General features: G+C 32.4%; 13 protein-coding genes. 4 read left to right on the top strand and 9 right to left on the bottom strand.

Going from position 1 to position 14,843, the window contains the following annotated elements; translation table 11 throughout:
- Positions 1-114 precede the first annotated feature (114 nt).
- The 7 genes from ACFX5E_RS09205 to ACFX5E_RS09175 all read right to left on the bottom strand — a co-directional run bounded on the left by ACFX5E_RS09205 (position 115) and on the right by ACFX5E_RS09175 (position 6,778).
- Positions 115-1,935: a BamA/TamA family outer membrane protein gene (locus tag ACFX5E_RS09205; protein WP_379854909.1), complete on the bottom strand. Its 1,821-nt coding sequence runs from the start codon at positions 1,933-1,935 to the stop codon at positions 115-117.
- Positions 1,936-1,968: 33 nt separating this feature from the next.
- The gene (locus ACFX5E_RS09200; RefSeq protein ID WP_379854908.1) at positions 1,969-3,189 is read right to left on the bottom strand and encodes an AI-2E family transporter; all 1,221 of its coding nucleotides are present in this window, start codon (positions 3,187-3,189) and stop codon (positions 1,969-1,971) included.
- Positions 3,190-3,377: 188 nt separating this feature from the next.
- Complete coding sequence (locus ACFX5E_RS09195; RefSeq protein WP_379854907.1) at positions 3,378-3,914, bottom strand: mechanosensitive ion channel domain-containing protein; 537 nt, start codon at positions 3,912-3,914, stop codon at positions 3,378-3,380.
- 6 nt (positions 3,915-3,920) lie between these two features.
- The gene (locus ACFX5E_RS09190; protein WP_379854906.1) at positions 3,921-4,505 is read right to left on the bottom strand and encodes a Maf-like protein; all 585 of its coding nucleotides are present in this window, start codon (positions 4,503-4,505) and stop codon (positions 3,921-3,923) included.
- Positions 4,498-5,418: a geranylgeranylglycerol-phosphate geranylgeranyltransferase gene (locus tag ACFX5E_RS09185; protein ID WP_379854905.1), complete on the bottom strand. Its 921-nt coding sequence runs from the start codon at positions 5,416-5,418 to the stop codon at positions 4,498-4,500. The genes ACFX5E_RS09190 and ACFX5E_RS09185 overlap by 8 nt, the downstream gene beginning before the upstream one ends.
- 75 nt (positions 5,419-5,493) lie before the next feature.
- On the bottom strand, positions 5,494-6,021 hold the full coding sequence (locus ACFX5E_RS09180; RefSeq protein ID WP_379854904.1) for a KdsC family phosphatase: 528 nt from the start codon (positions 6,019-6,021) through the stop codon (positions 5,494-5,496).
- Positions 6,005-6,778 carry a Rossmann-like and DUF2520 domain-containing protein gene (locus tag ACFX5E_RS09175; protein WP_379854903.1) on the bottom strand — a complete coding sequence of 258 codons (774 nt, stop codon included), beginning with the start codon at positions 6,776-6,778 and terminating at the stop codon, positions 6,005-6,007. Before ACFX5E_RS09175 ends, ACFX5E_RS09180 begins: the two co-directional genes overlap by 17 nt.
- 201 nt (positions 6,779-6,979) lie before the next feature.
- Between ACFX5E_RS09175 and ACFX5E_RS09170 the strand changes: the two genes are divergently transcribed.
- Positions 6,980-10,189, top strand: a complete 3,210-nt coding sequence (locus tag ACFX5E_RS09170) for a cytochrome c biogenesis protein CcsA (RefSeq protein ID WP_379854902.1) — start codon at positions 6,980-6,982, stop codon at positions 10,187-10,189.
- Between the two features lie 237 nt (positions 10,190-10,426).
- On the opposite strand, the gene ACFX5E_RS09165 is transcribed toward ACFX5E_RS09170, so the two are convergent.
- Positions 10,427-11,212, bottom strand: coding sequence for an anti-sigma factor (locus ACFX5E_RS09165; protein WP_379854901.1), 786 nt, complete (start codon positions 11,210-11,212; stop codon positions 10,427-10,429).
- Complete coding sequence (locus tag ACFX5E_RS09160; protein ID WP_379854900.1) at positions 11,212-11,742, bottom strand: RNA polymerase sigma factor; 531 nt, start codon at positions 11,740-11,742, stop codon at positions 11,212-11,214. Before ACFX5E_RS09160 ends, ACFX5E_RS09165 begins: the two co-directional genes overlap by 1 nt.
- A gap of 230 nt (positions 11,743-11,972) precedes the next feature.
- Here ACFX5E_RS09160 and ACFX5E_RS09155 point away from each other — a divergent pair, with 230 nt between their 5' ends.
- The 3 genes from ACFX5E_RS09155 (at position 11,973) to ACFX5E_RS09145 (ending at position 14,644) form a co-directional block, all read left to right on the top strand.
- Positions 11,973-12,623 (top strand): DUF4331 family protein, encoded by a 651-nt coding sequence (locus ACFX5E_RS09155; protein ID WP_379854899.1) that lies wholly within the window; start codon positions 11,973-11,975, stop codon positions 12,621-12,623.
- Positions 12,624-12,648: 25 nt separating this feature from the next.
- Complete coding sequence (locus ACFX5E_RS09150) at positions 12,649-13,248, top strand: DUF4331 family protein (protein WP_379854898.1); 600 nt, start codon at positions 12,649-12,651, stop codon at positions 13,246-13,248.
- A 100-nt stretch (positions 13,249-13,348) separates the two neighbouring features.
- Positions 13,349-14,644, top strand: coding sequence for a tetratricopeptide repeat protein (locus tag ACFX5E_RS09145; RefSeq protein ID WP_379854897.1), 1,296 nt, complete (start codon positions 13,349-13,351; stop codon positions 14,642-14,644).
- The last annotated feature ends 199 nt before the right edge of the window (positions 14,645-14,843 follow it).

The raw sequence follows: 14,843 nt of genomic DNA, 5'->3' as shown, positions 1-14,843 counted from the left end.
ATGTAAATATAAGAAAAAAAGGTAAATATATATTTATAGAATTTTATGATAAAATTACATAATTCACACTTTATTAAAAACGAATAAATTATGATTACAAGATTGAACCTTCCTTTATTTAAAAATTACTGTGCGCGGTTTAGCCAATTCAAAATCCTGAAAGCCAAAGTCAGTAGTTTCAAATGAATTAGTTTTAAAGATATTCTCACCAATATTAGGAATTGAAGGATAATAGGAAAGTGATATTTGGAAAGCACTGAAAACTAAAAAGTCATTATTTATAATAAATCCAACACTAACTTTAGAATATGCTTTACTGTTACCCAATCCTTTTTCAGCATTAGCAAGCATAGCAATTGAATAATTAAAGTAAGGATTCAATCGAAATCCCCACAGATCCCACGGAGAATACACTTGAGTCTGTAAAGTCAATATTAGTTTTTTTGTTCCATATTGAGCACTATTAAAACCATTAATTCCATAATTTTCATTTATGGTAAGTTGGTCCCCAATAGAATTTGCACGGTTTATTCCCAATATGAATTGTGGTTTAATAAACTGTCTTAATTTCCATTTTCCCAGATCAATCAAATTGGTGAAATAATTGGCCTGAAATAAAAAAGCAGTTTGGGTGGTCGTTGATTTGTCAAAAAAAGTGCCCAACTCAATATTGGTACTTAAAAAACCCCAAGGATAATAGTTTCCGAAAGAAGCTCGAGCACCTAAATAATAGCGTCCCTGATTGTTTTTATATTGATATCCGCCCGTTATTCCATATATTTTTCCAATGGGAACATCCTCGATGATGCCGTTTTTAAATATGTATTTATCTTCAACGAATTTTCTTGAAGTGAAGCCAATTCCCGAAAGAAGGAATTTTTCTGCTGAATAGAAATCGATAGGGTCATAGTCAATGGAAGGACTTTCAAGATATTTTATATTTAAAAATCGGCCTGATAGGATTAGATTTGTTGTTCTGTCACTTTCGGTATTCCCTTTAAAAATTTTAAAAGCACGGCCAATCCATAGATCTTGTGAATTATATCTGAAATTTAGTTTGGCATATATCAAATTAGAATCTTGAAGCGTATCTTTTCTAAATTGTTGGTCTACATAAATTCCACCGGCCCATTTTGTTAAAGGGGAATAAAAAGGACGTTCAATATTGATACTTTTCCCGTAATAATCATCTAAATCTATGAAATATCTTATGGTCGTTTTTATAAATGTATTTTTGATATTTGGAATGCTATAGGCTAAACTATAGGCGATTTTTCCATCACTGAACCGATTTCTAAATTTATTGTCAAATTCATGACCGGAACCTATAAAATTACGTTCATTCAAATCGAAAGTAGCTCTGGAGCTTGAAACAGAGCCTTTTGGGATCAAACTCCACGTATCCAAAACCCGAACGGAAACATCTACAGAATCGGGGTTGTTTTTGATTAGTTCCGAAGTTATACTAACTCTGCTAACATATCTTTGAGTTCTAATTATACGTTCGGACTCCTTTACTAATAGAGAATCTAATGGTTTGTTTTTTCGAATAAGTAATAAATTCAGAATTGCAAGTCTGTTGGTTTTAATGTGTATTCTGTTTCCTTCTCTTTCTGCCCAGTTTTTGGGTCTTTTTGTAGAATCAATTTCTGAAAATCCAAACGGGTCTAAGGTAATGATATTAATTTTTCTAATTATTTTGCCTTCAAAAGCTTGGTGTTTTTTTTGTACTACTTTTTTCTTTGCACCTTTTAGATTAACGGGTCTAAAAACTAATTTATGAACCAATCGCGTGAATTTATTTTTTTTAGAATAGGTTTGAATGTTTTTGTACACTTCGGAAGAATCTTTTTTGGGTTTGTCCACTTGCGAAAAAGAAACTTGAGAGTAACAGAATATCAAAAAGAATAATATAAGTTGTTGTTTTTTTAGCATCTAAAAAAAAATCTTTAAATTGTTTTAATTCTTTTAACTCTGAGAATTTGAGTTCTCATCATTAGTTCTATTCAGATCATTTTCAGTAGTTGTTTCTGTAAACATAGGAACAATAATATCTGTTTTGATTATGATTTTTTTTGCAGATGTTTCTGAATCAAAAAGTGGTAATTTAATATTGCGCCAAGTATATGTTTTTGGTAAATCATCTCCCATTAAATATCCCCAAGGTTCTAAATATTCTATTCTGTCAAAAATTACTTTTAGAATGGCAATTATCGGAATAGCCAAAAACATTCCAGAAATCCCACAAATTGCCGAGCCTATTATAATACCTACAATAGATACAAATGCATTTATTTGGACTTTTGAACTTACAACTAATGGGACTAATACATTGTTATCAATCAACTGTACAATTATGTTGACTACAATGACACCAATAATTATTGATAAATCAGGTGTGCCAGTTAGCGACGCTACAATACTTAAAGCACCTGCGAACAATATTCCAACGTAAGGGATTAAATTTAGAAGCCCGGTGATAATCCCCAATAAAACGGCATATTTAACACCTATTAACATGAATCCAACTGTAGTTAATACAGAAACCAGAATCATTTCTATAATTAAACCAACGATATAACTTTTTACAGCTACTTTTATTTGACACAATATATCCTGCAATTTAGGATGGTACTCTTTTTTTATCAATTTAGAAAAAAACAACATGAAATGCGTTCTGTACAAAAGGATTAAAAAAGTATAAATAGGAATTAAAATAAGGTTTAGGAGTGTATCCGTAAAGGACATTAAAGTCGTTCCTATCATTTCTTTTCCTTTTTCCATCGAATCCTCAGTAGCTGTGTCAAGATATTCTTTTTGTTCTCTTGAACTTATATTAAAATGTTCCCTGATATATTGTTGAATATTTTGCATGTGAATGGTAAAATTTCTTTCGATTTTATTAAAATCATTAGCAATCTCACTAATCTGAATTGATAGAAATGCAAAAAGTCCAATAAAAAATAAAATAAATAGCAAAACAGTAATCATAACTGCTATAACATGTGGAAAACGAAGTTTGTGTCTTATAAAATGAGCAATTGGTCGTAATAATATGGCAAATATAAAAGACAACAGAATTGGAATTAAGATTTCCTGACCGATATAAAAAATATAGCCAAAGCTAATCAGACTCAATAAAATCAGAGTAAGTTTTGCGTAGAATGGAAGTTTTATAGTGTCATTCATATTTTTCGTTGTATTTATCTTGTACTAAACTGTAACAAGATATAATTTAAAATTTAACAAGCAAATATGAGGTAATAAAAACTTTTACAGTTTATAGATTTTTTTTAAATTGTTATATAATTTACACATAAACACTAAAATGATTTATAACTGGAACCAAATTAAATTATATTTTCACAAAATTGCAATTAATCTATAAATTCTTTATCATCAAAATGATTTTTCAGTATTGAAATTCCTTTTTGCAAAAGTAAATTGTTAGGATAGATAACCTTTTCTCCGTCATCGGTTTTTAAGTACACATGAAAAGCCCCAATATCTTCGATTTCGGCTTCAAAAGGAAAATCTTTGTCATGAATTTTTATTATGTCGCCAATTTTAAACGGAAAAGAAAAGAACAAAATAATACCAGATGTGATGTTACTCAAAATAGACCATTGCGCAAACATGGCAACCCCTACAACAGTTGTAATAGAGGAAAGAGCAATAAAAATATCTTTAGTCTGCACTCCCCAAATTAAAACTAAAGCGATCAATACTAAAATATTAATAAATAAATGAATGTATTTGATTACTAAATTAGTTCGATGTTCAAGAGTGTGACTTGATTTAGCATAACGCCTTACTAATTTTGTAGTTATCAATCGTAATGAAATGTACACAATCAAAAGTATTCCTGAACCAATTAGTTCTTTTGTATAATCGAAAATTAGGTCTATATCCATGATTAATTAGGCTAATTTGCTTAAATATTCATACACTTTATCCGTTGGCATGCCCATCACATTAGCATAAGAACCTTCAATTTTTGAAACCCCGATAAAACCAATCCATTCCTGAATACCATAAGCACCCGCTTTATCAAACGGTTTGTAATTTTCCAAATAATAATAAATAGCTTCATCACTTAATTCGTTGAAAGTAACTTTAGTCAGCTCGTTAAGAACCGTTGTTTCTGAAGTAGTTTTAAAACAAACCGAGGTAATCACATCGTGAGTAGTATTCGACAATGATTTCAGGATTTCAAAAGCATCTTGCGGGTCTTTTGGTTTGCCCAAAGCCTTATTGTTATGCCAAACAATCGTATCACTTGTTATAAGTATTTCATTGGGCTTTAATTCGCCTTCAAATGCACTCGCTTTCAATTCAGCCAAATAATCTGTAATTGCTGATGCTTTTAATTCCGCAGGATATACTTCTTCGATTTCTTTTACCCGGATTTCAAAATCCAAATCTAGATCTTTAAAGAATTGTTGACGTCTTGGAGAACCCGAAGCAAGAATTAGTTTGTATTTTTTTAATTTATTTTTAAGCATTATAATTCATATTTATGGTGATTACAACAATAGATAAAATTCCGAAAAAAAGTATCCATTTTAGTAAAAAACTCAATTGAGAAAAGTCTTTTTTTGTTTTTGCATTCCAAATTTTCATTGTGAAATAGAGCAGTGGTCCCACAACAAAAATTAAGAAGTAAATAGTGGTGTAAATCAGTAGGAACAAATTGTTATAGATATAAAAAAGGATTGCTATTAAAGGGATAATACTTAATGCAAAAACTGTTTTAGTGGTTCTGTTAATTCCTATTGCTACCGGTAAAGTATTTATACCATAGTTATAATCGCCATTTACATCCTCTAAATCTTTAACGATTTCCCTAATGAAATTAAGGAAAAAAGTAAAAATAGCATAATCTAAAAGAATTGAAAATATAACAGCCATTTGCGCCTGATTTCCTTCATAAGTAGCGGGATATAAATCAAAAATCCCTATTATAACAACACTGAAAGCGAGCAATAAAGCCACAACAATATTGCCAATTAGAACCATTTGCTTTAAGCTTGTAGCATAAAGATAAAGCGTAGCGGCTATCAAAATAAATATAGAGGCAAAACCAGGTTTCATTATCACATTTGACAGATAAAATCCAATCCCCACACCAACACAATTAAGCACAACGTATATATTGTATGCTTTTGCTTCAGAGATGGATTTACCTACAACGACGTCCTTTGGTTTGTTATCATTATCCGTATTCTGGTCAACTATATTATTAATTACATAACCGCCTGCTGCAATCAAAACGGTTGATAATACTAATAATAAATATTGCCAATCTGCCAGTGACAATGGGATATTTTGAAATTTGAAAAAACCATATCTGAAAACGAGTTGCATAAATGCAAGCAGCAACAAATTTTGGTAACGGATTAGTTTTAGGTACTTCATATTTAGTGTTCAGTGTTGAGTCGCAGTCGCAGTTTTCAGTACTGAATGTGACTGAAAACTGCTACTGAAAACTATTTAATCGTGTTTTCCGTCAAAATGTTCCATCCATTTTCCTTGCACTTTCATGACTTGTTCAATCACGTCCCGAGCCGATCCTTTTCCGCCGTTTATATGCGAAATATATTTACAAATCCCCTTAATTTCAGGACTCGCGTCTTGCGGACAAGCAGGTAAACCAACTAATTTCATAACATGATAATCAGGAATATCATCTCCCATATACAAAACGTGTTCCGGATTTATATTGTAAACATCGGTATATTCATCAAAGGTTTCTACTTTGTTTGATGTTCCTAAATGAATGTCAGTGATACCAAGGTTTCTTAGTCGAACCCGCACGCCTTCATTACTTCCGCCTGAAATAATACATACATTATAACCGCTTTCTACAGCTGCTTTCATGGCATAACCATCACGAATATTCATGGTGCGCAGTATATCTCCTTCATTGGTTACAAAAACAGAACTATCGGTTAGTACGCCATCGACATCAAAAATAAAAGTGGTGATATCGTTCATTATTTCTTTATAACTTTTTGCCATTATGCTGTATAGATTGTGTTAGTGTTTTATAAATTTTCAAATGGTTCTCATCGGATAAAAAAGCTTTATGCGCTTCAATAGTAGCACTATCATTGCGTTTTGCCGGTCCGGTTTGTGCTTCCTCTGGCGAAAGTACCATTATTTTTTGAGCAGTTTCTGAAATTAGAGGTTTTAGAATTTCGAAAGGAACTTGATTTTCCTGACAAATTTCACTTCCTATTTGGTACAAATGATTGGTGAAATTATTGACAAATACTGCCGCGACATGCAATGCTTTCCGTTGTTCTGAATTAATGGCAAAAACTTTATCGGAAATCATTTTTGCCACCTTTTCCAATAATTGAAAATCAGTAGCATTTTCGCTTTCTAAACAAATAGGGATGGTTTTAAAATCAACTTCTTTGTTTTTGGTAAATGTCTGCAACGGATAAAATACGCCTTTTCGATTATCATCATCCAAAGCATTTAAGGGAATACTTCCGGAAGTGTGCACCACCAAACGATTTTTGAACGGAATTTGCGAAGAAACAGCAGCGATCGCATCATCAGAAACGGCTATGATATACAAGTCCGCTTCTTCCAAAGTCGCTAGGTCATCTGTGATTTTTTTTAAATCGAGCAGGTGAGAGACACTTTCTTTTTGTCTTGAAAAAACTTGAATCAAGTCGATTTCTGTCCCCATGTTTTGGGATTTTTGAAAAGCAGCAATTAAATGTTGTGCTACATTTCCAGAACCGATAATTATTACTTTAGTCATAGGGCAAAATTAGGAAAAAAATATGAACCGTTTTTTACTGTTTTTTGCAATAGTTTGCTAAGTATAATTAGTATCAAAATCATTTTTTTATCAGAAAACAAAAAGTCTTAATTTTGGATTAAATTAACAATTGAACGAATATAGAACTCAACATTTTTAAGTACTTTTGTGGCACTTTATAAGAAATAAAATACATTACAAATGATTAAAAAAATATTCTCTATTTTGTTCTCTACGCGATTAATGGCCATACTTTTCTTATCATTTGCAATTGCAATGGGCGTCGGAACTTTTATCGAAAGCAAATATAACACTGATACAGCAAAAATTTGGGTTTACAACGCTTGGTGGTTTGAAGCCATAATGGTGTTTTTTCTTATCAATTTCATAGGAAACATCAAGCGTTATCAATTATTAAAAAAAGAAAAATGGGCCACTTTATTACTCCATTTATCTTTTGTCTTTATTCTTTTGGGAGCTTTCGTAACTCGATATATTAGTTATGAAGGGATGATGCCCATTCGCGAAGGCGCTGCGGAAAATCAAGTTTTTTCAGATAAAACTTTTCTTACTGTTTTTGTTGACGGGGAATACAAAGGCGAAATGAAACGCAGAGTTTTTGAAAAACTTTTGTTGCTTTCGCCAGTTACCAATAATAATTTTTCTATCTCAGATAAATTTGCTGATACTGAATTCAAAGTAGAATATAAAAATTTTATTTTGGGTGCAAAAGAAATTATCAAACCGGATCCTAAAGGCACTTTGTATTTTAAAATCGTAGAAGCAGGTGATGGCGGACGTCATGAACACATGCTAAAAGAAGGTGAAATTCAAAACATACATAACGTATTATTCTCATTAAATAAATATACTGAAGGAGCAATAAATATCAATATTACCGGCAACACCAGCACCATCCAGACACCATTTGAAGGGAATTATATGCGTATGGCTGATAAATTACAGGGTAAAGTGAATAAAGGTGCTGCGCAACCATTGATGATGCGTTCTTTGTATACTATTGGAGAAATGCGCTTTGTATTCCCAGATCCTGCGGTGAAAGGTGTAATTGCGTATGAATCAAAAAATGATTTTAAGGAGAAGAATCATGAAGATGCTTTAGTTTTGAATGTTAGTGCAGATGGACAGCAAAAAGAAGTTACTGTACTAGGCTCTAAAGGTAAAATTGGAGAATCTAAAACAGTGAAAATAGGAAATATAGATTATACTTTATTCTACGGAAGTAAGGCGTATGTCTTGCCTTTCAAGATAAAACTAAATGATTTTATTGCCCAAAAATATCCAGGAACGGAGAAAAGTTATTCTTCTTTTGAAAGCAAGGTTACCGTTCAGGATTCAACTAAATCATTTGATGCCAGAATTTTTATGAATAATGTTTTAGATTATAAACAGTTTCGCTTTTTTCAATCTTCATTCGATCCTGACGAAAAAGGAACGGTTTTATCCGTGAATCACGATTTCTGGGGAACAGCGATTACTTACAGCGGTTATTTCATGTTGTTTTTTGCAATGATGTCGATTATGTTTACCAAGTATTCCCGTTTTGCTGATTTGAAACGAAAACTAGAAGTAGTAAAAGTGAAGAAGGCTAAGTTGCTTACAATTTTAGTTCTAATGCTTAGTTTTAATGGTTTCGCGCAGGAACAGGAACACAATCACGCAGATCATGAAGGACAGGCTCATACCGAAGCCGAAGCTGCACCTGCAACACATGCCAATCACACTAAAAAAGTATTGAGTCAGGACGAACTAAATGCTTTGATTACTAAATATAAAGTTCCGGAAGTGCATGCAGCAAAATTTGGAAGATTAGTTATCCAAGACGCTGGTGGAAGGATGAAACCTATTAATACGTTTTCTTCTGAATTGTTGCGAAAAGTAAGTCATGATGATTCTTATAACGGAATGAATTCTGATCAGGTATTTTTGTCCATGACACAATACGCGAGTTATTGGATTGAAATTCCAATTATCTATATCAAACCGGAAAACGATAGTATTCGTAAAATTATAGGAATTGATAAAGCGGCAAAATTTGCTCCTTTCGTATCTTTCTTTGACGAAAAAGGGAATTATAAGCTTTCTAAATATTTAGAAGAAGCATTCAAATCAGCAAATCCAAATAGTTTTGAAAAAGGTTTTATCGAAACTGACAAAAAAGTAAATCTGATGGAATCTGCGCTAAGCGGACGAATATTGAAAATTTTCCCAATTCCTGAGGATAAAAATAATAAATGGATATCTTACTTAGAATTGAATGAATCGGGATTGAAAGGAATGGAAGCTACCTATACTAAAAATGTATTGCCATTGTATTTTGGTACTTTGACTAATGCAGCTGAAACCAAGGATTATAAAACAGCCGATGAATTATTGGAAAGCATGAATGGTTTCCAAAAAAGATTTGGCAGAAAAGTGAGACCAAGTGAAGAAAAAATCACGACCGAAATACTGTATAATACATATGATGTTTTCCAGAAACTTCCTTATTGGTATATCTTAGCGGCTATTTTGATGTTGTTTTTTACGATTTTACAAATCTTTAAAGAGCGCAAAGTATTAACTATAGCAGTAAATACAATGCATGTTATAATAGGATTATTATTTGTATTGCATACTGCAGGTTTAATTGCCCGTTGGTATATTTCCGGTCATGCACCTTGGAGTAATGCCTATGAATCGATCATATATATAGCTTGGGCAACCATGTTCTTTGGTTTAGCATTTGATATAAAATCAAAATTGACTGTAGCTTCTTCAGCCTTTGTAACCGCGATGATTCTTTGGGCTGCTTATCAAAACTGGATTGATCCGGAAATTGCGAATCTGCAACCTGTTCTGAATTCGTATTGGTTAATGATTCACGTTGCGGTAATTGTGGCGAGTTATGGGCCGTTTGCATTAGGAATGATTTTGGGTACGGTTTCATTATTGTTGATTTTGTTTACCAATGAAAAAAACAAAGCCAAAATGGATTTGAATATTCAGGAAATCACTTATATTAACGAAATGGCTTTGACAATCGGTCTAATTATGCTAACCATTGGAAACTTCCTTGGAGGACAATGGGCCAACGAGAGTTGGGGGCGTTATTGGGGTTGGGATCCAAAAGAAACTTGGGCTTTAATTAGTATTATGGTTTATGCTTTTGTGATTCATGCTCGTTTTGTTCCGTCTTTACGTGGTAAATGGATATTTAACCTGATGAGTATGTTTGCTTTTATATCTATTTTGTTTACGTATTATGGAGTCAATTTTCACTTGGTAGGATTGCATTCCTACGCAAGTGGAGAAGCACATTCTTTGAGTTGGATTTGGTATTCTATTGGAGCAATTACTATATTTGGAGCTATTTCCTATCCAAAGTATAAAAAATACTATAAGAAATAGAGATTAGGATTTTTAACGGACTATATGCAATTGCTTTTGGTTTTAACCAACGAAGTTAATAGTTTTGTTTTTGTTGGCTTTAGTCAAAATAAGAATGCTGATTTTTGGCTAAAGCCAATTCTGTTTTATTATTCTGTCCGTTGGTTAAAACCAATGGCAATGAAAAAAGCATTAAATAAAAAAGGTTCAACCGCAAAGTTGAACCTTTTTTATTTAATTAGTAAGAAGAAGTACTATTTACACTTTTCCTAACGTATATAATTGTTCCATTGTAGGCGTTAAACTTCCGCCTTTAGGTTCTAATGTAATACCAAAAGCCTCAGCATCAGTTGCGTTATCTACAGCAAACATTTTTTGATCATTAACCTTGAAATTGTCCAATAATCCAATGCTTGTAGGAGTCAATGGATTCAGTTTTAATGCCCAAACTTGATATACCATTCCTTCTGGAGGTTCCGGTAATCCTGCTGCATCTACATAAACTACTTTAGTTTCTTTATTCCAATATACTTTAGCCGAAGATTCTGGTGCAACGGTTTGTCCGCCAAGTGCTACAACCGTATTTTTTGTATCTCTTACAACCGCTAAACTGGTTTCGCTTGCCGAATTTTTCAATTCTAAAGTTTTAAGATCTTTCTCGAGTTTTGATTTCTCGGAAGTAGCATTTACCACTTGATTATTGGTTTGCTCCATTTGATTGTATTGATAGCCAATGCCAACCAATAAAAGAACTGCAGCTGCCCAGCCGATGTATTGAGACCAATTTCTATTTGGTTCGAATTCAATTACTTTAGCGTGCTTAAGTTCTAATTTTTCTTTTATTTTTTCGAAATTCTCTGCAGAAATAAACGGTGAAAAGCTCGAAGATAAGGCTACGATAGCTTTTTCGATCGCAATGATTTCGTCGTTAATTTCTGGATTATTTTTTGCCATAGCGGCCACTTCTTCATTTTCGGTTTCAGAGAGTAAACCATAAACGTAGAGTTCTAAAATACCTGATTCTATATATTCTTTTGCTTCCATTATATTTTCAAATAATTTCTTAAATCATTAATACAGTTTCGATTATGCGTTTTAACGGTTCCCAAAGGAATTTCCAATTCATCGGAAGCCTCTTGCTGGGTATACCCTTTAAAAAACAGTAAATCTATTATTTGTATACATTTTGGCTTTAGTTTTTTTACAAATTCCTGTATACCAATAGTATCAATTTTATTGACGAGTTTGCTGCTGTCGTCAAATAGATGTACGAAATTATCTGAAGAAAGGTTTTTTTGACTGTTATTAAAATTTTTAGAACGCAGTTTGTCTATTGATGTATTGCGGGCAATATTTAGAATCCAAGTGTAGAAACGCCCTTTGCTTTCATGATAGGAATCTATATTTTTCCAGATTTTCACAAATACATCCTGAAGCACATCTTCGGCTTCTTCTCTATTTTTCACAAGGACATTGATTACTGCAAACAGGCTTTTTGAATACATATCATATAGATGGGTAAAAGCCTTTTCATCTTTCTTATTAATTAATACTAATAGTTCGTCTTGGGTCATATGCTTTTTATTTTGCTAATACAAACTTATACATTCTTACTCACAATTGACAAATTTTGTGAATAGCAACTTTAAAATAAAATAAAAATAGTAATAATTGTATTTTATTTAAGTATTTAAAATGCTGTAAATCAATTATTTGAAAAATATATTAATTTTTTTTATGATTTTTAAAACCAAACCGAATACAATCCCGTAAATGCTTAAATAACCTTTTAAATTATAACAAAATGAAAAAAACGAAAATGATATTAGGTCTATCGCTAGTGGCGGTTTCGGGCTTAATTTTAGTAGCTGCTGATCACGTTGATGCTCCAGCAGTAACAGGTAATGCAGCAGATATTACTGATTTGTACACTTTTCAAGGACAAGACACCAATAATCTTGCATTTGCAGTAAACACTCAAGGATTGTTAAGTCCTAATGCTACAGCTGCGGCAACATTTAATGAAAATGTTATGATTGAAATCAATATTGATAACACAGGCGACAATATTGAAGATTTAGTTATTCAAGCCATCAAAAGAGATGACAAAATGTATTTCTTCGGGCCTTACGCGCCAACATCAACAGGAACTTCAAGTTCCATTAAAACTATTGCAGCTTCAGGAAGTGTAACGATTTCTTCTTACGGTGCAACACCTTTAATTGCTGAGAAAAACGGAATGAAATTTTTTGCAGGACCAAGAGACGATCCTTTCTTTTTTGACTTAGGGCAATTTAAAGCTATCCTTGGAGGAACAGCTTCTGGATTCAAAAATCCTGGTACAGACACTTTTGCAGGAACAAATGTACTTTCATTAGTGGTTGAAGTTCCAAAAACAATGTTAGGTACTTCCAGCAAAATTAATGTTTGGGCTGAAACAAAGAAAAAACAATAACTAATTTTATTTAAAACATATAAACATGAAATCGAAGATTCACGAATTCAAAAACCTAAATATAAAAATCATGAGTACAACAAATAATTTCAAATTAATAGCTTTAGCACTAGTATGTGCGGTTGTTTCAGTAAATTGTGATAATAATGATTCAGATAATAATGCTGCAGTAAGCGCTGATTTTTCAGGAACATTTGTTCAACAAGATCAAATGGCCAGACCTGCAATAAACACCGTTTTTATAGCATCTGGGCAGCCTAAGGATGATTTCAATGCTGCAATTCCATCCATGATGGGCGCAAAATACCAATCTATTTTTCAATCTAGATTATTAGCTTTAAATGCAGGATATACTACAAATGCATTAGGTCAGACGGCACCGCAATTAACAGGTCTTCTGGCTACTGATGTATTGAATGTTGATAAAACTAAAAAAACAACATTCTTTGACGGAACAAATATTCTAACTGGTAGAGCTTTAGCAGATGACGTAATTGATGTAGAATTGTTGTTGATTTTTGGAGGACCAATGGGAACTTCAAATGCAGCACTTACCGCAGATCACGTAAATGCAAATGATAAATCATTCGGAGTTTCTTTCCCTTATTTGGCTACAGCCTGGTAATATTTAAAAAAAAAAAACAGAGTCCGAATAATTTAATTTCAACTCTGTTTTTTTTCTTTTCAAAACAAACAAACAAACAAACAAACAAACAAATCAGATTATGAAAACTTTAAAAATAATTCCATTATTTGTTTTTACAATCCTATCTCTTTTTAGTTGCGATTATAAACCAAAACAAATTACAAAAACAGTAGATTACAATAAATACCTAAATGTAAAAGATAATAAGTCAATGACTTTTGCCAATAACGAAATTGATTTTTGGCAAAAAAAATTCGATGCAGCTCCTAATCAAATTAGTTATTTAAGCATGTTAGCGTCTAATTATGCTACACTTTTTGAATATACAGGAAATATCAAATACTTGTATAAAACAGAATCATTGCTAACACAATCATACAAAACATATAATTATTCTAAGGTTTCTACTATTAGATCTTTGGCCAGAAATTATATTGCACAACACCGTTTTAAGGAAGCTTTAGGTTTAGCCAATAAAGCGCTGGCAATAGGCGAAGGAAAGAAGGAAACTCAAAAATTACTATTTGACATTCAAATGGAATTGGGGAATTATCCGGAAGCCGTAAGGAATTTGAACGCTATGCGAGATATGCGAGATTATGATTATCTTATTCGTCTGGCAAAATGGAATGATCACAAAGGCGATTTGAAAACAGCGATAACTTTTATGGAAAAAGCTAGAGATATTGCTGAGAAAGAAGATAATAAAGTGCTTAAAATCTGGTCCTATTCTAATCTAGGTGATTTTTACGGTCATGCGGGAAGAATACAAGAATCGTATGACAGCTATTTAAAAACATTGGCAATAGATCCTAATTATTCTTATGCTTTGAAAGGAATTGCATGGATTGTTTTTTCTCATGAAAGAAATACGGTAGAGGCAAAAAGAATAGTTGAAGCAATTGAGGTTACGCACAATACGCCTGATTTTTATTTATTGAAATCTCAAATTGCCCAATTTGAAGGAAATAAAGCCAAAGAAGTAGAAAACAGGAATGCTTATTTTACAATGCTAAAAGATAATAATTATGGCGCGATGTACAATAAATACAATGTTTTGATTTATGCTGATGCAAAAGAAACTGCTTCGAAAGCATTGGAAATTGCAAAAGTGGAAGTGGAACATCGTCCAACTCCTGATTCCTATGATTTATTGGCTTGGTCATATTTAAATACGGGTCAAAATAAAAAAGCGTTAGAAATCGCTCAAAAATATGTGGCCGGAAAAACATTCGAACCAAAAGTGCAATACCACTTGGCGATGATTTACAAATCGAATAAAGAAACTCAGAAAGTGCAGCCAATTAAGGAAGAATTACGTTCTAGTATTTATGAACTGGGACCTAACTTTGATAAAAAGGTAAATCAATTATAGTCCATTCGATGAAAAATATTTTTGTAATCTTAATCGCTTTCTTCGGAATGGCATCTTACAGCCAAATTTAAAAAGGGAAAGTAATGGATATGGACGGATATCCTATAGAGAATGCCGCCCCAGTTACTACAACTACAGACAATATTTAAGTTTTGTTGTTTATTTGTTTGGAAAACTGGTGTTTTGTTTGTCATCAGGC

It is taken from the genome of Flavobacterium xylosi (genome assembly GCF_042787345.1).
Lineage (GTDB): Bacteria > Bacteroidota > Bacteroidia > Flavobacteriales > Flavobacteriaceae > Flavobacterium > Flavobacterium xylosi.
This window is presented reverse-complemented; position numbering and strand designations above follow the sequence as displayed.

What these genes read in the sequence shown, in the direction of transcription:
- ACFX5E_RS09205 (WP_379854909.1), bottom strand. Translation starts at nt 1,935, where the DNA reads ATGCTAAAAAAACAACAACTTATATTATTCTTTTTGATATTCTGTTAC.
- ACFX5E_RS09185 (WP_379854905.1), bottom strand. Translation starts at nt 5,418, where the DNA reads ATGAAGTACCTAAAACTAATCCGTTACCAAAATTTGTTGCTGCTTGCA.
- ACFX5E_RS09190 (WP_379854906.1), bottom strand. Translation starts at nt 4,505, where the DNA reads ATGCTTAAAAATAAATTAAAAAAATACAAACTAATTCTTGCTTCGGGT.
- ACFX5E_RS09200 (WP_379854908.1), bottom strand. Translation starts at nt 3,189, where the DNA reads ATGAATGACACTATAAAACTTCCATTCTACGCAAAACTTACTCTGATT.
- ACFX5E_RS09160 (WP_379854900.1), bottom strand. Translation starts at nt 11,742, where the DNA reads ATGACCCAAGACGAACTATTAGTATTAATTAATAAGAAAGATGAAAAG.
- ACFX5E_RS09175 (WP_379854903.1), bottom strand. Translation starts at nt 6,778, where the DNA reads ATGACTAAAGTAATAATTATCGGTTCTGGAAATGTAGCACAACATTTA.
- ACFX5E_RS09155 (WP_379854899.1), top strand. Translation starts at nt 11,973, where the DNA reads ATGAAAAAAACGAAAATGATATTAGGTCTATCGCTAGTGGCGGTTTCG.
- ACFX5E_RS09165 (WP_379854901.1), bottom strand. Translation starts at nt 11,212, where the DNA reads ATGGAAGCAAAAGAATATATAGAATCAGGTATTTTAGAACTCTACGTT.
- ACFX5E_RS09180 (WP_379854904.1), bottom strand. Translation starts at nt 6,021, where the DNA reads ATGGCAAAAAGTTATAAAGAAATAATGAACGATATCACCACTTTTATT.
- ACFX5E_RS09170 (WP_379854902.1), top strand. Translation starts at nt 6,980, where the DNA reads ATGATTAAAAAAATATTCTCTATTTTGTTCTCTACGCGATTAATGGCC.
- ACFX5E_RS09195 (WP_379854907.1), bottom strand. Translation starts at nt 3,914, where the DNA reads ATGGATATAGACCTAATTTTCGATTATACAAAAGAACTAATTGGTTCA.
- ACFX5E_RS09150 (WP_379854898.1), top strand. Translation starts at nt 12,649, where the DNA reads ATGAAATCGAAGATTCACGAATTCAAAAACCTAAATATAAAAATCATG.
- ACFX5E_RS09145 (WP_379854897.1), top strand. Translation starts at nt 13,349, where the DNA reads ATGAAAACTTTAAAAATAATTCCATTATTTGTTTTTACAATCCTATCT.